This window comes from Methylophilus sp. (assembly GCF_052437885.1).
Taxonomy (GTDB): domain Bacteria; phylum Pseudomonadota; class Gammaproteobacteria; order Burkholderiales; family Methylophilaceae; genus Methylophilus.
In genome coordinates this window covers 24,627-43,711 of sequence record NZ_JBQVPB010000003.1, presented here as the reverse complement: position 1 = coordinate 43,711, position 19,085 = coordinate 24,627, and the positions used below count along the sequence as shown (strand labels likewise).

The window sequence follows — 19,085 nt, the reverse complement described above, 5'->3', positions numbered from 1 at the left end:
CTTTTAACCATTAAAATAGCCGGCTTATGAGTCTTGTGTTTAAAGTAGGTGAACATAGCGTGATCGGCCCCAGGCCGCGTAACGAGGACTATGTCACCGTGGTCACGCCGTCTGAATCACAACAGGCGATCAAGGGCGCGCTGATGCTGGTCGCCGATGGCGTCAGCGGCGGCGCCGGCGGTGCCGAAGCGTCAGAAATGACCGCCAGGAGTATCTCGGCTGATTACTACGCCACGCCGGAGACCTGGACCATACAGCATGCACTGGACAAGGTAGTGCAGGCGGCCAACCTGTGGGTGTTGTCGCAGGCACGCAAGGACAGCAAGATGGCGGGTATGGCCACCACCTTGTCCATGCTGGTGTTACGCGGCCAGCGTTATGTGCTGGCGCATGTGGGCGACACGCGTATCTACCGCCTGCGTGAACAGTCATTGCAATGCCTGACCACAGACCATGTCTGGGACAGGCCGGATATGCGGCATGTGCTCAAACGCGCGGTCGGGCTGGATGACCAGCTGACGGTAGATTATGCCGAAGGCCTGCTGCAACCCGGTGATGTGTATGCCATCGTCAGCGATGGCGTGTGGGCGGCGCTGGGCGACGCCGAGATCCACCGCGCGCTGATGCTGTATCACTCGCCGCAGATGGTGGCCGAATACCTGACCGCACTGGCGGTGGAAAAAGGCGGCCAGGATAATGCCTCTGCCGTCATCGTCAATATTGAAAGTGTAGGCCAGGACCATCTGACCGATATGCTGGCTGATGCGCTCAGCCTGCCATTGCCGCCCAGGCTCGCGGTCGGCAGCCAGGTGGACGGCTTTACCGTCACCCGCGTGATACATGATTCGCGCCTGAGTATCTTGTACCAGGTGAAAAATAGCGCCGGGCAACTGTTTGTATTAAAGACCCTGCAACCTTCGCGCGCCGATGACAAGCAAAGCTGCGAAGCCCTGTTGAATGAAGAATGGCTGGCCAAGCGCGTGGTTTCGCAATGCGTGCCGCAGATACTGCCGCTGACACTGGATCAGCGCAGCGCGCTGTATTATGTGATGACCTGGCATGAAGGCTCTACCCTGCAACAGCGGCTGGATGCCGGCCACCATTTCACCATGAATGGCGTCGCCAATATCGGCCAGGACCTGTTGCGCGGCCTGAGCATGCTGCACCGCCTGAATATCGTGCACCGCGATATCAAGCCGGCCAATATCCATATCGGCAGCGATACCCGCCTGCGTATCCTAGATCTGGGCGTGGCGCTCAACCCTACCCTGCCCATGCCCGAACAGATGGAAAACCCGGGCACGCCCAGTTTTATGGCGCCTGAACTGTTTGCTGGCCAGGTGGCCGACCGCCAGGCGGATATCTATGCCGCTGGCGTCACGCTGTATCACCTGCTCACGCGCAAATACCCTTATGGCGAGATAGAGCCTTTCCAGTCACCGCGTTTCGGCGAGCCTATCAAGCCCAGCCGTTACCGGCCCGAGATCCCGGCCTGGCTGGAAAACCTCATTCTCAAGGCCATCGCCAGAAAAGTTGAGGACCGCTTTGAGACCGCAGAAGAAATGCTGCTGGCGCTGGAACATGGTGAATTGAAACCTGTGGTCATTCCACGCACGCCACTGATCGCACGCGCCAGGCTGGTCAAATGGCAGTGGCTGGCGATCTGCTCGCTGTTTGCCAACTTTATCCTGATCTACCTGCTGTTTATTTCCTGAACCAGGCGCAGTGGCTGCAGCGCAAAGTGCGGCTTTAGCGGCTAAGACCTATTCTGGTGCAAGCGCTTTATTCTGCATCATAAGCGTGCGCGACGCTCCATGCGCGCGCCCCTGTCTGCACCATTCCAGCGCGGCAGACCCGCTACCACCCCTCAAAATTAATTTATACAAAACAATCAGTTATGCCATTTATGCGATGCTCCAAACCGGCATAGCCTAGTCTTGGCATATCGATTGCTTATCTGCTAGTAAATCTCGTTGCAAAACAATGAGTATTTTTTAACAAAAAGGGGTTTCCGGGTCAGGAGATCCCTTGATGGACAACGGCGTCCATAGCTTTTTTACGCAGCATTGCATCAGGCAGTTGCGGAATAAGCTATGGACGTCTTTTTTCGTTTTTAAGCTTGGTAAACAGCAAGGCCCAGTGCGTGGCAAACCAGCGTCACACAAGCACTAGCCTGCATCAGATGGGGAACATACGATGAATCAACACACCCGCATAGTAGTCGTCGGTAACGGCATGGTGGGACATTATTTTATGCAGGAACTGGTGAAACGCCACCCTGACCTGGCCGCCGCCAACCTGCAAGTCACGGTTCTGGGCGAGGAACCACGACCTGCTTATGACAGGGTACACCTTTCCAGTTTTTTCTCCGGCAGCACGGCTGAAGACCTGTCACTGGTAGAGCCTGGTTTTTATGACCGCGCCGGACTGGAATTGCGCCTGAATGCGCGTGTGAGCCATATCGATAGACATCAGCATACGGTCACCCTGACAGACGGCACACTGCTGCCTTACGACAAACTGGTACTGGCGACCGGCTCTGTGCCTTTCGTGCCATCGGTCGCCGGGCGTGACCGCGAGAACTGCTTTGTTTACCGCACCATAGAAGACCTCGAAGCCATGACCGCGGCAGGCAAGACCGCCAACAGCGGCGTCGTAGTCGGTGGTGGCCTGCTGGGCCTGGAATGCGCCAAGGCCTTGCGCGACATGGGCCTGGATACCCATGTGGTGGAGTTCGCACCGCGCCTGATGGCAGTACAGGTCGACGAGGCCGGTGGCCGCGTGCTGCGCAGCCAGATCGAGAATCTGGGCGTACACGTACACACCAGCCGCAACACCACCGCTATCGTCGATGGCGCGACTGCGCGCCACCGCATGGTGTTCTTTGATGAGACCTGGCTGGAAACCGACATGATAGTGTTTTCGGCCGGTATCCGACCACGTGATGAACTGGCGCGCGACGCCGGCCTGGCCATAGGCGCGCGTGGCGGTATCGCCATTGATGATTTCTCGCGCTCCAGCGACCACGATATTTACGCCATAGGCGAATGTGCCAGCTGGAACGACGAGATGTTCGGCCTGGTGGCACCCGGCTATGACATGGCGCGCACCGCTTGCGCACATATGGCAGGCGAAACCGCTGCTACTTTCCAGGGCGCGGATATGAGCACCAAGCTCAAACTGATGGGCGTGGATGTAGCCAGCGTCGGTGATGCGCATGGCAAGACCCACGGCTGCCGCAGCTACCAGTACACAGATGAAGTTCGCAATATCTACAAAAAGATCGTCGTCAGCGAAGATGGCAAGAAACTGCTGGGCGCGGTGCTGATCGGCAATGCCGATGAATACGGCACCTTGCAGCAAATGACAGTCAACGATATGGCGCTGCCGGAAAACCCTGAATTCCTGATCCTGCCTGCCAGCGATGGCAAGGAAAAACCTGGCCTGGGCGTGGATGCGTTACCCGATACAGCAGTGCTGTGTTCTTGTAACAACGTCAGCAAAGGTGCCATAGGCGAAGCGGTGGCTGCCGGTAATTGCAGTATAGGGGCCATCAAGTCTTGCACCAAGGCAGGCACTGCCTGCGGTGGCTGCGTGCCGCTGGTGACGCAGGTGATGAAAGCACAAATGGTCAAGCTGGGCATGACCGTCAACAATCACCTGTGCGAACACTTCCCCTACTCACGCCAGGAGCTTTACCACCTGGTACGCGTGGAACAGATCAGGACTTTTGATGAACTGTTGCACAAGCATGGCAAAGGCCTGGGCTGCGATATCTGCAAACCCACCGCTGCCAGTGTGCTGGCTTCAGTCTGGAACGACTTTATCCTGAAGAAAGACCTGGCTTCGCTGCAGGACTCCAACGATTACTTTCTGGGCAATATCCAGAAAGATGGCAGCTATTCAGTGGTGCCAAGGATGCCAGGTGGTGAAGTCACGCCTGATGGCCTGATCGCCATCGGCCAGATCGCCAAAAAATACAAGCTGTATACCAAAGTGACCGGCGGTGCGCGTGTGGATATGTTCGGTGCCCGCGTCGAACAGTTGCCGAATATCTGGGAAGAGCTGATCGCCGCCGGGTTTGAATCCGGCCACGCCTACGGCAAATCATTGCGTACCGTGAAAAGCTGCGTCGGTTCTACCTGGTGCCGTTATGGCGTGGACGACAGTGTAGGCCTGGCTGTACAACTGGAGAACCGTTATAAAGGCCTGCGCGCGCCGCACAAGATCAAGTTCGGTGTATCGGGTTGCACACGTGAATGCGCCGAAGCACAGGGCAAAGATGTGGGCCTGATCGCTACCGAAAGTGGCTGGAACCTGTATGTGTGCGGTAACGGCGGCATGAAACCGCGCCATGCAGAGTTGCTGGCAAGCGACCTCAGTAAAGAAGATGCCATCCGCATGATAGACCGCTTCCTGATGTTCTATATCCGCACTGCCGACCGTCTGCAACGCACCAGCACCTGGCGCGACAACCTCGAAGGTGGCCTGGATTACCTCAAGCAAGTGGTGATCAACGACTCACTTGAACTGGGTGCCGAGCTGGAAGCACAGATGCAACATGTGGTGGATAACTACCAGGATGAATGGAAGACCGCCGTCAACGACCCTGAGGTGCGCAAGCGTTTCCGCAGCTTTGTCAACAGCGTGGCGGGTGACAACAATATCGTCTTCGTCAAGGAGCGCGACCAGATGCGCCCGGCGACGGTAGAAGAAAAGAAGCAGGCTAAGGTCATCCCTATCCTGGCAACTACCGAGTAATGAATGGAGTAATACTATGAGTCAATTGCAACAAGCAGCTGTGTCTGAAAACACTGCCACTCCGGCGGCGATCTCCCACACGAATACAGGCACATGGCATGCAGTGTGCGCATTGGAGGACATCTGGCCCAACACCGGCGTATGCGCCCTGGTAGAAGGCCGCCAGGTGGCGATCTTCCGTTTGCAGGACGACCTGCTATATGCCATAGACAACTACGATCCGCACAGCGATGCCAACGTCATGTCACGCGGCATCGTCGGTGACCTAGGCGGAGAACGCGTCGTTGCCTCGCCCATCTACAAACACCACTACCAGCTAAGTACCGGCATCTGCGTGGAAGACGCAGATATCCGCTTGCACACCTATGCGGTGGAACTGCGCGATAGCGCGGTCTGGGTGCAGGTTTAACCTGAGCGCGAGACCAGGACTAGCATGACGACTAAAGTTAAATCAGTCTGTCCTTATTGCGGTGTAGGCTGCGGCATCGTCATGGAGGTCAAGGACCGGCAGGTGATCAAGGTCTATGGTGACAAACAGCATCCGACCAATTTTGGCCGCCTGTGCACCAAGGGCAGTACCTGCATACAAGCCATCGCTGACTCAGGCCGGCTGGAATACGCCTATGTACGCCAGCAGCGCGGGCAGGAATCGGTACGCACCGGCATAGATGCCGCCATCAAGGAGACCGCGCGCCGTTTACGCGCCATTCTTGACCAGCATGGCCCGGATGCGATCGCTTTATATGTCTCTGGCCAGATGTCCATAGAATCACAGTACCTGGCCAACAAACTGGTCAAGGGCTACCTGGGCAGCAACAATATAGAGTCCAACTCCCGCCTGTGCATGGCCAGCGCCGGCAGTGGCTATAAATTGTCGCTAGGCGCCGATGGCCCACCGGGCTCTTACCAGGATTTTGACCAGACCGACCTGTTCTTTGTCATCGGCGCCAATATGGCCGATTGCCACCCTATCCTGTACCTGCGCATGATGGATAGAGTGAAAGCCGGTGCCAAATTAATAGTAGTCGATCCGCGCCGCAACACCACGGCCGACAAAGCCGACCTGTTTATGCAGATCAAGCCTGGCACTGACCTGGCTTTACTCAATGGCCTGCTGCACCTGCTGGTCAGCAACGGCCATACCGATGCCGCGTTTATTGCCGAATTCACCGAAGGCTGGGAGGTGATGCCGGACTTTCTGCAGGACTACACCCCGGAAAAAGTCGCCGCCATCACCGGCCTCAATGTCAGTGCTATCCGCCAGGCCGCAGACTGGATAGGCACCAGCAAAAACTGGATCAGCTGCTGGACCATGGGCCTGAACCAGAGCACGCACGGCACCTGGAGCACCAACGCCATCTGTAACCTGCACCTGGCGACGGGCGCGATCTGCCGCCCCGGTAGTGGCCCGTTCTCGCTGACCGGGCAGCCCAATGCCATGGGTGGCCGCGAAATGGGCTATATGGGCCCGGGCTTGCCTGGACAACGTTCAGTATTAGTGGAGCAAGACCGCCACTTCATAGAAAAGCTGTGGCAAGTGCCGGAAGGCACCCTGCACACCCGCCTGGGTGGCGGCACCGTTGCCATGTTCGAGCAGATGATGGCCGGCAAGATCAAAGCCTGCTGGGTGATCTGTACCAACCCGGTCGCCAGCATGGCCAACCGCAAAAACGTGATCGCCGCTTTAGAGAAAGCCGAGCTGGTGATCGCCCAGGATGCCTTCCTGGATACCGAAACCAACCGCTATGCCGACATCCTGCTGCCAGGCGCCTTATGGGCCGAAGCCGAAGGCGTGATGATCAACTCCGAACGCAATATGACGCTCACTCAGCAGGCGGTGCCTGCCCCGGGCGAAGCCATGGCTGACTGGCAGATCATCGCCAGGGTCGCCTGCGAGATGGGTTTTAGTGACGGTTTCAGCTACAACAGTAGCGCCGAAGTGTTTGCAGAGATCACACGCAGCTCTAACCTGAACACCGGCTATGATATCCGTGGCGTCAGCCACGACAAGTTGCGCGAAATCTCGCTGCAATGGCCGTGCCCGCCCGACAGTCAGGCAGACCGGCATCCGATACGCTACCTCAATGACGGCATCAGCCAGACCCTCAAACTGCATGACGACGGCCATACCCCGCGCATCGCGTTTGCGACCGCCAGTGGCAAAGCAGTGTTTTTCGCCCGTCCGCATATGGATCCGGCCGAACTGCCAGACCCTGATTACCCGTTTGTGCTCAACACCGGCCGCCTGCAACACCAATGGCACACCATGACCAAGACCGGCAAGATCGCCACCCTGAACAAACTCAACCCGGGGCCGTTCGTAGAACTGCACCCTGAAGATGCCGCCGCGCTGTCCATACAGGATAAAGACCAGGTCGAGATCCGCTCGCGCCGTGGCCGGGCAGTGTTGCCCGCTGTGGTCACCGACCGTGTGCGTGCCGGCAACTGCTTCGCGCCGTTTCACTGGAATGATGTGTATGGCGAAGACCTGACCATCAATGCCGTGACCAGCGACGCCATAGACCCCATCTCGCAACAACCCGAATTCAAGTTTTGCGCCGTGACCATGACACGCGTCGCAAGCGCGCCGGCCCCGCAACCTGAGCAGGCAGACGAGCTGGCCCTCGTCGCAAGCGGCGGGGCAAGCAGCCACAAAAAGGAAATCGACATGAAAGATATTGATGCTTTAGCCAGGCTACTCGGCCTGGAGACCGCACCTGAGATCGTCCTCGAAGCGCAGGAACAACTTTATCTGCAAGGTTTTATCAGTGGCTTGCGCAGCGAAGAGTCACGCAAGATCGGTGGCGTGCCCATGCTGCCGGAAGGCGCACCGCTGGCACCGGCCAAACATGTGCTGGTCAACGGCATGCTGGCCGGATTATTCGCCCGCAGCTGGTTACCGCATGGCGAGCAGTTGCCTGCAGGCTTGCCTGATTTTTCGGCCAGCTCCTTATCGGCTGGCGCCAGCGTGGCTATCCTGTGGGCATCGCAGACCGGCAATGCCGAAGGCTTTGCCGAAAAGTGTGCACAGCAGATCAAAAGCAACGGCCTGCAAACCTCGGTGCTGGCCATGGATGCTGTCACTATGGCCGAGCTGGCCAAATACAGCCAGGTGCTGCTGCTGACCAGCACCTTTGGTGACGGTGACCCGCCAGACAATGCCGGCCAGTTCTGGAGCAGGCTGCAAGCAGATGACCTGCCGTCACTGGCAAATACCCGTTTTGCCGTGCTGGCCTTTGGCGACTCCAGCTATGACCAGTTCTGCAGCTTTGGCCGCAAACTGGACGCACGGCTGCAAGCACTGGGCGCACAACGCCTGCTGGAGCGGGTCGACTGTGAACCGGATTATGAAGAAGCGGCCCATGCCTGGCTGGATAAAGCAGTGGCAGCGCTGGCACAAGTGTCTGCGACTGTCAGCCAGCCAGTGCTGGCCATGGCTGAGCAGGTAGATGCAGCGGCCAGTGCGCTGGCCAGTACGCCAGCAGCGCCTGCGTATACCCGCCAGCACCCGCTGCGCAGCAAACTGGTCATCAACCAGCGCCTGAACGCCGATGGCTCAGAAAAAGAGATACGCCAGTTTGGTTTTGATCTGACTGGCAGCGGTTTCCAGTATGAAGCGGGTGACGCCCTGGGCGTATGGCCGACCAACTGCCCTGAACTGGTGGGCGAGATGCTGCGTGCACTCAAGCTTTCCGCTTCCAGCATAGTCACAGTCAAAGACCACGGCCAGCTGGCACTCGGTGACGCCTTGCTGCATCACTACGAGATCGCACGCATCACGCCGGATATATTGAAATTCGTACAGAAACGCAGCGCCAGCCCGGCACTCGCAGTGTTGATGGAAGATGAGACGCGGCTGAAAGACTGGCTATGGGGCAAACAGCTGATAGACCTGTTACTGGCTTTCCCGTTCAAGGTCGAAGCCAGCGACTGGCTGGCAGTATTAAAGCGTTTGCAACCACGTTTGTATTCGATCTCGTCCAGCCCCAAAGTCCACCCGGACCAGGTGCATCTGACCGTTTCCACGGTACGTTATGGCGAGGCACTGGCCCGTGGCGGCGTCTGCTCGACCTTTATGGCAGACCGGGCCAAAGAGACCGAAGTAGCTATCTTTTTGCAACGCTCGGCCCACTTCCGCCCGCCTAAAAACCCTGATGCGCCGCTGATCATGGTCGGCCCCGGCACTGGCATCGCCCCCTTTATCGCCTTTTTGCAGGAAAGGCAGGCCACCGCCGCCAAAGGCAGCAACTGGCTATTCTTTGGCGAACAGCATGCAGCGACAGATTTTTATTACCGCGAACAACTGGCAGCGCTGCAACAGGCAGGTGTGTTGACCAGGCTGGATACGGCCTTCTCGCGCGACCAGGCTGAAAAGATCTATGTGCAGCAGCGCATGCTGGAGCAAGGTGAACAACTCTGGCACTGGTTGCAGCAAGGCGCGCACTTCTGTGTCTGCGGCGATGCCAGCCGTATGGCCAAAGATGTGGATGCGGCGCTGAAAACCATTGTTCAGACGCACGGTAATATGAGCGCGGAAGCCGCTGCTGACTATGTATCAAATATGGCGCAGGAAAAGCGCTATGTGCGTGATGTTTACTAAAGCCTGGTCTAAACCTTAACCCAGGCCAAACGCTTTACCCGGTTTTAGCCAGAGAAAATGAACTGAAGGTCACAGCGCTGATGACCAGGGCAGCCCCGAACAATTGCGCATGCGTGGGCGGCATATGCTCGAATGCGGCGATCACCATGGTGGTGACTGGCACCAGGTTCATAAAGATAGCGGCTTTGGATGGACCCAGATGCGAGATGCTGGCATTCCAGAACAGATAGGCCAGTACCCCGCCACCCAGCGACATGGTCAACAAGGCAGCCGCGCCATGCAGGCTGGGCTGCACAAAATGATCACCATGCCATAAAGCAGCCATGCTCAAGGCCAGCGCGCCCACGGTCATGATGCCGGCAGTGTTGGTGATACCGCTGACATTTTTGGGCATCATTTTTTTCACCAGCACGTTGTACAGCGCCCAATTGAGCGTGGCGATCAGAATGTATATATCGCCAGTCGAAACCGTCAGCTGTGCGCCTGCACCCAACACCACGATCACCACCCCGGCGATGCCGACCGGGAATGCGATCAGTTGCCGGTTGGTCGGCCTGTCACCGAGGATCACATAGCCCAGCACTGCGGTGAGCAAGGGGTTCAAGGCCATGATCAGGGCGCCGTTGATGGCAGACGAGGTTTCCATGCCGAGAAAGAAAAACAGGTTAAAACCGAACACGCCGACTACGCCCAGGGTCAGGTAGGCCTGCCAGTGACGCAATGAAAAAGCCTGTTTTCTGAACTGTGCGATCAATACCATGACCGCAGCCGCCAGTAGATAGCGGCTGGCGCCGGCGATATACGGGCTCATTTCGGCGAGTACCGGCCTGGCCAGATTGAAATTGGCGCCCCAGAATACGGCCGCCATGGTTGCCATCAAGTAGGTTTTAAGATTGCCCATTACTTTTCTCGAGAGTGTTTTATCCAGATAGCAGGTCTGCCAACAAAGCAGCTTGTATTCATTAAGACGTTTAAAAATAGAATCGTGTGATGCGGATAGGGGCTAAAGGCTTACTGCGCCGGGTTGAGCGAGCGCAGCACTGCGTGCAGCACGCCGGGGAATTTCTGTTCTATCTCTTCTACCCGTAGCGCATTCAGGTGCTCGGTGCCTTCGATCAGGGTCTCTACCAGGCCGGCAGCGCGCAGTATCTTGAAGTGATGCGACATACTGGACTTAGGCCGGTTGAGGTCGAATTCGCCGCAGGTCATCTTGCGGCCGGCATTGGCCAGCCGCCCTACGATCTCAAGGCGCGTCGGGTCCGACAGCGCATACATGATGTCTGTCAGTTCTACCTGGTCCAGGCTGGGGTGTTTAATTTGCCGCATGTTTAAAATCTATCACAATGCTTGATATTATTCCATAGTTCGATTATATTCGAACTATGGAATTTAATCTAAGTGTTTTCAAGCAGGCATGATGAAAAAAACAAACTCTACGCCAGGTATCCCGCTGGCACTCTACGCGCTGATGGCCGGTGCGTTCGGCATAGGCACCACCGAATTCGTCATCATGGGCCTATTGCCGGAAGTCAGTCGCGATCTGCAGGTCAGCATCCCCATGGCTGGCTTGCTGATCACCGGCTATGCGCTGGGCGTGGCCGTAGGTGCGCCGGTCATGTCTATTTTGATGGCGAAATTTTCACGCAAGAACTCCCTGCTCTGGTTAATGGGCATATTCACCGCAGGCAATCTTATCTCTGCCATCGCGCCGGATTACACTACGCTGATGATAGCCAGGGTGGTGACCTCGTTTGCACATGGTACATTTTTTGGCATAGGTGCCGTGGTGGCGACCAGCCTGGTGGCTAAAGAAAAACGTGCCCTGGCGATCGCCCTCATGTTCACCGGGCTGACGGTGGCGAATGTGATAGGCGTGCCTGCGGGTACCTGGTTAGGCCAGATGCTGGGCTGGCGCGCTACTTTCTGGGCAGTGACCATGATAGGCCCGGTCGCCCTGGCGGCGCTGTATTTGCTGCTGCCTAAAGACCAGCATGGCGAAAAAGTGCAGGTGCGTTCAGAGATACGCACTTTGCTGCAACCGCAGGTGATGGCAGGCTTGCTGCTGACCATCATCGCCGATACCGGCCTGTTCGCCGTACTCACTTATCTGGCCCCGATATTGACCGATGTCTCGCACTTTTCAGCCACGGCCATCTCGCCGGTGTTCCTGTTATTCGGCGTAGGCATGGTGATAGGCAATATCATAGGTGCCAAACTCGCCGATATCCATCTGGATAACACGCTGATAGGCGCTTTGGTGTTCATCATCGCCATCCTGGCCTCGTTCTCGTTATTCGCACATAACCAGATCGCGGTGGTCAGCCTGGTCGGCTTGCTTGGTATCGCCGGTTTTGCTGCCGTGCCTTCATTGCAGATCAAGATACTGGAAAAAGCCAGCGGCGCTCCTACCCTCGCCTCCGCCATGAATATAGGCGCATTCAATATCGGCAATGCCGCCGGTGCCTGGGTAGGCGGCCTGGTGATCTCGCATGGCCTGGGACTGACCGCCATAGGCTGGATAGCCGCCAGCATCGTCGCTGTCGGGCTGCTGTTGGCGGTGATAGAGATGCAGTTAGTTTCAGGCAAACCCGCCGCCAGCTCCAATACAATTTAAAAACTCACACAAAAGGACCCCCTATGGCTGACTTGTTTTCTAGCTACCGATTAAAAGACGTCACTCTCAGAAACCGCATCGCTATCCCGCCCATGTGCCAATATATGGCCGAAGATGGCGTAGTCAATGACTGGCATCTCGCGCATTACACCAGCCTGGCGCGTGGCGGCAGTGGCCTGGTGATCGTAGAAGCCACCGGCGTTGCGCCTGAAGGCCGTATCACCCCCGGCTGCCTAGGCATATGGAACGATGCACAGGCAGAAAAACTGCGCGAGATCGCCGCCGCCATCAAAGCCGCAGGTGCAGTGCCCGGTATCCAGATCGCGCATGCAGGCCGCAAAGCCAGCGCCAACAAACCGTGGCAGGGCGATGACCATATCCCTGAAACCGACGCGCGCGCCTGGCAAACCATCGCGCCTTCCGCGCTGGCGTTTGGCGGTGATCTGCCGCGTGTGCCCAAGCAAATGAGCATAGAAGACATCGCCAGGGTAAAGAATGACTTTGCCGCCGCCGCCCAACGTGCGCTGGATGCAGGCTTTGAATGGCTGGAGATCCATTTTGCGCATGGTTACCTGGGGCAAAGTTTCACCTCTGCCCACTCCAACCAGCGCACCGATATTTACGGCGGCAGCTTTGAGAACCGCTCGCGCTTCACCATAGAGACGCTGGAAGCGATACGTGCAGTGTGGCCGGAGAACCTGCCGCTGACCGCGCGATTCGGCGTCATTGAATATGATGGCAATGACGAACAGACCCTGAGCGAATCCATACAATTAGTGCAGGCCTGGAAACAGCGTGGGCTGGATATGCTGAGTGTCAGCGTAGGCTTTACCATCCCGGAAACGAATATCCCCTGGGGCCCTGCCTTTCTGGCACCCGTCGCACAACGCGTACGCAACGAGGCCGGCATCCCGGTTTCATCCGCCTGGGGGTTCGGCTCGCCAGCACTGGCAGACAACGCTATCCGTAATGAAGAGCTGGATCTAGCCATGATAGGTCGCGCCCACCTGGAAAACCCGCACTGGCCCTACTACGCTGCCAAACAGCTGCAACAGGACAACCCGGCCTGGGTCTTGCCTGCGCCATATGCGCACTGGCTGGCCAGATATAGAAGCCCGACTGAAGCCTGATCCGGCTGTTAACCTCCCAGTAAAAAACCTGCCACCCGGCAGGTTTTTTCATATGTGGCCTGACCTGGGGCTGCATCAGCGCCTGCCTCGCAGGCTAGCAGTGCTAGCCATAAGCGCCGGCTACACAACATGGCCCATACATTTATGCAAATGATGGCTCTGTAGCCGCGCCCTGCAGTTCTTTACCATGGCTGCTGTCGTGAAGTTTTATTTATTCAAATAAATTATAGGAGAGACACATGAGAGTAGTCGTATTTGGCGGTTCAGGATTGATAGGCAGCAAAGTCGTAGCCGTGCTGCAGGCACAAGGGCACACGGTCGTCGCCGCGACGCGTAAGCAGGGTGTAGATGTAGTCACGGCTGAGGGTCTGGCTGCCGTGTTGCACGATGCAGAGATCGTGATCGACACCACGGACGCGCCTAGCTTTGAGGATGACGCCGCGCGTAGCTTCTTTGAAACGGCCACTGGCAATATCATCGCGGCGGCGAAAGACAGCGGCATCAAACACTATATCGCGCTGTCTGTGGTCGGCACCCACAAGCTGCAGAACTCGGGCTATTTTCAGGGCAAGCTGAAGCAGGAGGCCCTGATCAAAGCTTCCGGCATCCCTTACACCATTGCGCGTGCCACGCAGTTCTATGAGTTCGTGCTGCTGATCGCCCAGGCGGCGACCACAGGCAACCAGGTGCGCCTGCCTTCGGCAAAACTGCAACCGATCGCAGCCATTGATGTGGCAATCGCCATCGCCGGCATCGCCAGCGGCAGCCCTTACAACGGCATCGTCGATATCGCCGGGCCAGAAAAGATCGCCCTCAGCGAGTTCGCCCGCAGCGCCCTGGTCGCGCAGAACGATAGGCGTGAATCGATCACGGATGAGGAGGCACTGTATGTGCAGACCTTCAAGATAGATGACACTACCCTCACGCCCGAATACCACACCTTGCTTGGCACTACCCGCCTGCAGGCATGGCTGGCTGACCCGGCCAGAACGTTCAAGTAAGCCGCTATATACCCACCATTGAAAAGGAGTTAGATCATGCACATGCTGAAAACATTATTCGTCACACTGGCTTTATCCACCCTGGCTTCGTTCTCCAGCAGCGCCGTGATGGCGCATGAGGGCGGCCACGACCACCCGGCCCTGACCATGCTGATGAACAAAGACCTGGGGGATATTCCGGGCAAGGAAGTCATCATGCTCACCGTAGATTACAAACCTGGCGAGGTTGAAGTACCGCACAAGCACGAAGCGCATTGTTTTGTGTATGTGCTGCAAGGCAATATCGTGATGGCGGTCAAGGGCGGCAAGGAGCAGCATCTGGGCCCAGGGCAAAGTTTTTATGAAGGCCCGCAAGACATACACACCATAGGCCGTAACGCCAGCAAAACCAAGCCGGCAAAGTTCGTGGTGTTGCTGCTGAAAGACAAAAACAAACCACCAGTGATGCCTGTAGACTAAGCGCTCATCACTGCCGGATGCGATCACGGAATGCATCCGGCCCATTGCTTTCAGCCAGAATGAACGGGGGCAAACAATGAGAGTGTTGCAGATCGATGCCAGCGCGAAACGCGCGCATTCCAGTTCTAAAATGCTGTCGGCCTATTTTATAGCACGGCTCAGACTAGGTATGCCCGACCTGGCGCTGGATTATATAGACACGGCAGCAGACAGCCCGCCACCGCTGAGCGCCACGTTTATCGAGGCGATATATACCAAGGCCGCTGATCGCAGCCCGGCCATGAAGCAGGCGCTGTCGTACTCGGATAATCTTTGCGCACGCGCCCTGATGGCGGATATGCTGGTATGCGCCATGCCTATGTACAACTTCTGCATGCCTGCCAGTTTCAAGGCATTGATAGATCAGCTGGTGCGTGTCAACCTGACCTATACCCTGCATGCAGACGGCAGCACCACCGGCAAGCTGGCGCAGCACAAAATATTGTTTATCACCACCAGAGGCGCTGATCTGCGGCCTGGCAGCCCGTGGCAAAAGATGGATGCACTGCGTCCGGCCTTGCAGGCCGCCTTTGCATTTATGGGCGCCGATGACCCGGTATTCGTTGATGTGCAGCCGCTGGAAACTAATGACAGTGTTGCCAGCACGCAACTGCTGGCCCAGGCCCGCCAGACCCTGGATGCACTTGCCAGACGCTGGCTGGCCGATATTTGAACCGCCAGGACACTGGCTGGCATTTAAGCCGCCAGAAAACTGTGTTTGAGCTTGAGCGCAGTTTCTTCAGCGACTTTCCTGTTCGCCACATTGGTAAAGCCTATGATCAGGCCATTATGCGCCGCGCCTACGCTCCAGGTTGAGATCGGGTGTATGCCATAACCCAGCTGGTTGAAACCGGCGCACACCTGCGTATCTGCATATTGCTTATCCAGCGCAGCCACAAAGTGCATGCCATTTTTGTGCGAGCTGACCTGGATATGCGGTTCCAGCACATCCACCAGCGCCTGGCTGGTCAGCTCGCGCCGGTGCGCATATAGATCACGCATCTTTTTCAGGTGGCGGGAAAAATGCCCTTCAGTGATAAAGTCATTCACCACCATCTGCGTGGTGATTGAGAACCCGCGCTGGTAGATAAACGCTTTCTCCTGGCAGGCATCGACCAGACCGGGCGGCACCACGATATAACCGATCTTCAGGGAAGGAAAAATGGTTTTGCTGAAACTGCCGGCATAAATCACCCTGTCGTACTGATCCAGGCTTTTCAGCGAAGGCAGCGGATAGCCGGAATAGCGGAACTCGCCATCGTAGTCGTCCTCAATCACCCAGGCATCGTGCTGGCTGGCCCATTCCAGCAATTGCATGCGCCGCGCGGCCGACAGTGTCAGCCCCAGCGGGCTGTGATGCGAGGGCGTCACGATTGCCAGTTTGGCCTGCGGGCATTGCGCTATACCGGCACTGACGATCAGGCCTTCCTCATCGATAGGCACATGCACGATATTCGCGCCCAGGTCTTTGAGCAGCATCGCTGCCAGCAAAAAACCGGGGTCTTCCATCCAGATACTTTCACCCTGGAATTTCAGGACTTTGCTTAAGAAATCCAGCGCGCCCTGGTAACCGTTGGTAATAAAGATCTGCTCTGGCTCACACACCACCCCGCGCGCCAGCCGCAGATAAGCGGCGATCGATTGCCTGAGCGGCGTATAGCCTTGCGGTTCCTTGAGGCGCATCTCTTCGGCTGACAGGCTGCGCATCCTGTGCCCGCTCAGGCGCGCCCAGACTTTCCTCGGGAAAGCATCAAATGCCGGGCAGCCGGGCAGATAGACATGCGAAATAGATGGCGCCAATTCAAGATTGGCAGGCTGGCTGGCACGCTCAGGGGCCGGCGTAGCCATGGTCCGCAGTTGCTTGGTCGCCGCTTTGCGCAGCTGACTGCAGACATAAGTACCAGACTGCCCCCTGGATTCAAACACCCCTTCACCCAGCAGCATGGCATAGGCACTTTCCACCGTGCCCCTGGCCACATCCAGCTCACTGGCAAGGGTACGGGTAGAAGGAATACGATCGCCATCTTTCAGCAGGTTGCTTTCAATGGCGGCTTTAAAACGGTGATAGATCTGCAGATGAATAGGCTGTGCGGTGTGGGGGTCCAGTTGTATCAGTTTTTTTGCCGGAGTTTCCATCAATCAGCCGTCTGCACCGTTTATGATGTGTTGATGATACCTGACGCAGGCGATAGTCAGGAGAGTCTTTTGACGGCAGCACATGCTCACCCAACGGCTTGCGTCACAATCAAGCAAAAAGCCCTCAATTTGCATAGAGGGCTTTTTGTTGGCGGCGGTGACAGGCTTAAGCGCTAATCCCCCGACACTGACGGTATCTCTAATCCCCCGACACTGACGGTATCTCTAATCACCCGACACTGATGGTATCTTATGTATGCTCAGGTCGGCGCCATCAAACTCTGATTCTGCATCCAGGCGTATGCCTACCAGCGCCTTCAGCAAACCATAGACCAGACCACCGCCGACCACGGCGATGCTGATACCTGCCAGTGTGCCCAGCAACTGGCTGACCAGGCTGACGCCGCCCATACCACCCAGGCTGGCGCTGCCGAAGATGCCTGCGGCGATACCACCCCAGGCGCCGCACAAGCCGTGCAGCGGCCACACGCCCAGCACGTCATCGATCTTCAGACGGTTCTGCGTCATGGTGAAGGCCCAGACAAAGATGACCCCTGCCACGCCGCCGGTGACCAGTGCGCCTAATGGGTGCATCACATCTGAACCGGCACAGACGGCAACCAGGCCTGCCAGCGGGCCGTTGTGTACAAAGCCGGGGTCGTTCTTGCCCAGGATCAATGCCGCCAGGGTGCCACCGGCCAATGCCATCAGCGAGTTGACGGCTACCAGGCCGGAAATATTCTGTATGGACTGCGCCGACATGACGTTAAAACCGAACCAGCCGACCGTGAGTATCCAGGCACCCAATGCCAGGAAAGGGATATTGGAAGGCGGGTAGGCATGCAAGCGACCCTCTTTGGTGTAGCGGCCACTGCGGGCGCCTAACAGAATAACGGCAGCGAGCGCGATCCAGCCACCCATGGCATGCACGACGATGGAACCGGCAAAGTCATGGAAACCGGCGCCAAAGCTGGCCTTTAACCAATCCTGAAAACCGAAATGGTTATTCCAGGCGATGCCTTCAAAAAACGGATAGACGAAACCCACGATAAGGAAAGTAGCCGCCATTTGCGGATTGAACTTGGCGCGCTCGGCAATGCCGCCGGAGACGATGGCGGGGATAGCCGCGGCAAAAGTCAGCAGGAAAAAGAATTTCACCAGCTCGTAGCCACTTTTAGCGGCCAGCACATCGGCACCGCTGAAAAAGTTGATGCCGTAGGCGATGCTGTAACCAATGAAAAAATAGGCGATGGTAGACACACAAAAATCCACCATGATTTTGACCAGGGCGTTGACCTGGTTTTTTTGACGCACGGTGCCGACTTCCAAAAATGCAAAACCGGCATGCATCGCCAGTACCATGATGGCCCCCAGCAATACAAACAAGACGTCATTAGCTGACACTAATGCTTCCATTTTCGCTCTCCGAATAATATTTTAACGAATGGCGCTTTGCCCGCAGGCGCGCCTTTTTTCTAAAATTCGCAGAGGATAAGCAATTATCAGACCATTATTATATGATTGATTTAAAAGGAATTAGTTTTTGACCAGGCCACAAAATGCACCAAAATTGAACTCATAAAAGTGCATTGCACTTTTTTGGTGCAGATTGCAGAATATCGCGGATCACATGATCTCTGAAGGCTGCAATTGTTTGAACATCAGTTCTGCTTCGGGGTGTGCTGCCCAGAAATAATAAAACTCACGCACGGCATTGAGGAAGATATGCCGGGTGTGTTTGAGGTTGAATAAAGGCAATGTCGCATCGGCAGTGATACGGTAAGCGTTCTTCTCGGTCAGCGGGGCGTCGCGCATACGCAGCAGCATCAGCTTGGCCATGCGTGTGCGTACTTCTATATCCATTTCAGGTTTCTGCTCCATGGATTTCAGCGCTTTGACATAACCGTTCAAGGCCCATAGTTCAGAAGTAGCGAATTTTTCGGCCTGCAATGCGGGCCAGACTGATTGCAGATCTATCACTGCCGGTTGCCAGCCTATCAGGTGTAATTCAAAACCTACCGTGTCGGCATATTGCATGATGGCTTTGACATCGCCACGCCAGAAAGGATAAAACTCGCGGATAATGGTCAGCAGCTCTGGCCAGCGTTGTGCCGGTTTGTCTTCCAGGCAATCATCGACCGCCTTGCGATAAACTGCGCTGCTGCACTCTTGATTTTCCAGCATTGGGCACAATTCACTTAGTACGGCATCGCGTTCCGCCATAATGGCGTCATCCGCACCCTTGCCATGCAATAAATTATAATAAGCCTGGATTGCGTCTGTTTCGCGTGATGAACTCATGGCACACTGTACTGAATTGAAAATAAGGAATGAGATTTTGGCAC

14 protein-coding genes are annotated in these 19,085 nt (G+C 56.5%); 9 read left to right on the top strand and 5 right to left on the bottom strand.

Translation table 11 applies throughout. From position 1 onward, the window contains the following. Nucleotides 1-26: 26 nt before the first annotated feature. The 4 genes from ACT6RZ_RS03580 to ACT6RZ_RS03565 all read left to right on the top strand — a co-directional run bounded on the left by ACT6RZ_RS03580 (nucleotide 27) and on the right by ACT6RZ_RS03565 (nucleotide 9,361). The gene (locus tag ACT6RZ_RS03580; RefSeq protein WP_444700820.1) at nucleotides 27-1,715 is read left to right on the top strand and encodes a protein kinase domain-containing protein; all 1,689 of its coding nucleotides are present in this window, start codon (nucleotides 27-29) and stop codon (nucleotides 1,713-1,715) included. A gap of 481 nt (nucleotides 1,716-2,196) precedes the next feature. Continuing rightward, nucleotides 2,197-4,761, top strand: coding sequence for a nitrite reductase large subunit NirB (nirB, locus tag ACT6RZ_RS03575; protein ID WP_444700819.1), 2,565 nt, complete (start codon nucleotides 2,197-2,199; stop codon nucleotides 4,759-4,761). A gap of 16 nt (nucleotides 4,762-4,777) precedes the next feature. Then, complete coding sequence (gene nirD / locus ACT6RZ_RS03570) at nucleotides 4,778-5,170, top strand: nitrite reductase small subunit NirD (protein ID WP_444700818.1); 393 nt, start codon at nucleotides 4,778-4,780, stop codon at nucleotides 5,168-5,170. A gap of 24 nt (nucleotides 5,171-5,194) precedes the next feature. Continuing rightward, nucleotides 5,195-9,361: a molybdopterin-dependent oxidoreductase gene (locus ACT6RZ_RS03565; RefSeq protein WP_444700817.1), complete on the top strand. Its 4,167-nt coding sequence runs from the start codon at nucleotides 5,195-5,197 to the stop codon at nucleotides 9,359-9,361. A 34-nt stretch (nucleotides 9,362-9,395) separates the two neighbouring features. On the opposite strand, the gene ACT6RZ_RS03560 is transcribed toward ACT6RZ_RS03565, so the two are convergent. Both ACT6RZ_RS03560 and ACT6RZ_RS03555 read right to left on the bottom strand, forming a co-directional pair. Then, nucleotides 9,396-10,262, bottom strand: coding sequence for a DMT family transporter (locus ACT6RZ_RS03560; protein WP_444700816.1), 867 nt, complete (start codon nucleotides 10,260-10,262; stop codon nucleotides 9,396-9,398). 110 nt (nucleotides 10,263-10,372) lie between these two features. Then, a complete protein-coding gene (locus ACT6RZ_RS03555) occupies nucleotides 10,373-10,687 on the bottom strand; it encodes an ArsR/SmtB family transcription factor (RefSeq protein ID WP_444700815.1) in 315 nt (104 codons plus the stop codon). A 91-nt stretch (nucleotides 10,688-10,778) separates the two neighbouring features. Between ACT6RZ_RS03555 and ACT6RZ_RS03550 the strand changes: the two genes are divergently transcribed. From ACT6RZ_RS03550 to ACT6RZ_RS03530, 5 genes are all read left to right on the top strand, one after another. After that, nucleotides 10,779-11,975 carry an MFS transporter gene (locus ACT6RZ_RS03550; protein ID WP_444700814.1) on the top strand — a complete coding sequence of 399 codons (1,197 nt, stop codon included), beginning with the start codon at nucleotides 10,779-10,781 and terminating at the stop codon, nucleotides 11,973-11,975. 23 nt (nucleotides 11,976-11,998) lie between these two features. Further along, complete coding sequence (locus ACT6RZ_RS03545) at nucleotides 11,999-13,105, top strand: NADH:flavin oxidoreductase/NADH oxidase (protein WP_444700813.1); 1,107 nt, start codon at nucleotides 11,999-12,001, stop codon at nucleotides 13,103-13,105. 239 nt (nucleotides 13,106-13,344) lie between these two features. Then, nucleotides 13,345-14,106 (top strand): SDR family oxidoreductase, encoded by a 762-nt coding sequence (locus ACT6RZ_RS03540; protein ID WP_444700812.1) that lies wholly within the window; start codon nucleotides 13,345-13,347, stop codon nucleotides 14,104-14,106. 36 nt (nucleotides 14,107-14,142) lie between these two features. Continuing rightward, a complete protein-coding gene (locus ACT6RZ_RS03535) occupies nucleotides 14,143-14,565 on the top strand; it encodes a cupin domain-containing protein (RefSeq protein ID WP_444700811.1) in 423 nt (140 codons plus the stop codon). Nucleotides 14,566-14,641: 76 nt separating this feature from the next. Further along, on the top strand, nucleotides 14,642-15,277 hold the full coding sequence (locus tag ACT6RZ_RS03530) for an FMN-dependent NADH-azoreductase (RefSeq protein WP_444700810.1): 636 nt from the start codon (nucleotides 14,642-14,644) through the stop codon (nucleotides 15,275-15,277). 23 nt (nucleotides 15,278-15,300) lie between these two features. Here ACT6RZ_RS03530 and pdxR read toward each other — a convergent pair whose 3' ends face one another. From pdxR to ACT6RZ_RS03515, 3 genes are all read right to left on the bottom strand, one after another. Beyond that, on the bottom strand, nucleotides 15,301-16,740 hold the full coding sequence (gene pdxR / locus ACT6RZ_RS03525) for a MocR-like pyridoxine biosynthesis transcription factor PdxR (RefSeq protein WP_444700809.1): 1,440 nt from the start codon (nucleotides 16,738-16,740) through the stop codon (nucleotides 15,301-15,303). Between the two features lie 225 nt (nucleotides 16,741-16,965). Further along, on the bottom strand, nucleotides 16,966-18,156 hold the full coding sequence (locus tag ACT6RZ_RS03520) for an ammonium transporter (RefSeq protein ID WP_444700808.1): 1,191 nt from the start codon (nucleotides 18,154-18,156) through the stop codon (nucleotides 16,966-16,968). Between the two features lie 210 nt (nucleotides 18,157-18,366). After that, the gene (locus ACT6RZ_RS03515) at nucleotides 18,367-19,041 is read right to left on the bottom strand and encodes a hypothetical protein (RefSeq protein WP_444700807.1); all 675 of its coding nucleotides are present in this window, start codon (nucleotides 19,039-19,041) and stop codon (nucleotides 18,367-18,369) included. Between the last annotated feature and the right edge of the window lie 44 nt (nucleotides 19,042-19,085).

Excerpts from the sequence above, each read along its gene's own strand:
- ACT6RZ_RS03520 (WP_444700808.1), bottom strand. The coding sequence starts at position 18,156 with ATGGAAGCATTAGTGTCAGCTAATGACGTCTTGTTTGTATTGCTGGGG.
- nirB (WP_444700819.1), top strand. The coding sequence starts at position 2,197 with ATGAATCAACACACCCGCATAGTAGTCGTCGGTAACGGCATGGTGGGA.
- ACT6RZ_RS03580 (WP_444700820.1), top strand. The coding sequence starts at position 27 with ATGAGTCTTGTGTTTAAAGTAGGTGAACATAGCGTGATCGGCCCCAGG.
- ACT6RZ_RS03535 (WP_444700811.1), top strand. The coding sequence starts at position 14,143 with ATGCACATGCTGAAAACATTATTCGTCACACTGGCTTTATCCACCCTG.
- ACT6RZ_RS03565 (WP_444700817.1), top strand. The coding sequence starts at position 5,195 with ATGACGACTAAAGTTAAATCAGTCTGTCCTTATTGCGGTGTAGGCTGC.
- ACT6RZ_RS03515 (WP_444700807.1), bottom strand. The coding sequence starts at position 19,041 with ATGAGTTCATCACGCGAAACAGACGCAATCCAGGCTTATTATAATTTA.
- ACT6RZ_RS03560 (WP_444700816.1), bottom strand. The coding sequence starts at position 10,262 with ATGGGCAATCTTAAAACCTACTTGATGGCAACCATGGCGGCCGTATTC.
- nirD (WP_444700818.1), top strand. The coding sequence starts at position 4,778 with ATGAGTCAATTGCAACAAGCAGCTGTGTCTGAAAACACTGCCACTCCG.
- ACT6RZ_RS03555 (WP_444700815.1), bottom strand. The coding sequence starts at position 10,687 with ATGCGGCAAATTAAACACCCCAGCCTGGACCAGGTAGAACTGACAGAC.
- ACT6RZ_RS03540 (WP_444700812.1), top strand. The coding sequence starts at position 13,345 with ATGAGAGTAGTCGTATTTGGCGGTTCAGGATTGATAGGCAGCAAAGTC.
- ACT6RZ_RS03530 (WP_444700810.1), top strand. The coding sequence starts at position 14,642 with ATGAGAGTGTTGCAGATCGATGCCAGCGCGAAACGCGCGCATTCCAGT.
- ACT6RZ_RS03550 (WP_444700814.1), top strand. The coding sequence starts at position 10,779 with ATGAAAAAAACAAACTCTACGCCAGGTATCCCGCTGGCACTCTACGCG.
- ACT6RZ_RS03545 (WP_444700813.1), top strand. The coding sequence starts at position 11,999 with ATGGCTGACTTGTTTTCTAGCTACCGATTAAAAGACGTCACTCTCAGA.
- pdxR (WP_444700809.1), bottom strand. The coding sequence starts at position 16,740 with ATGGAAACTCCGGCAAAAAAACTGATACAACTGGACCCCCACACCGCA.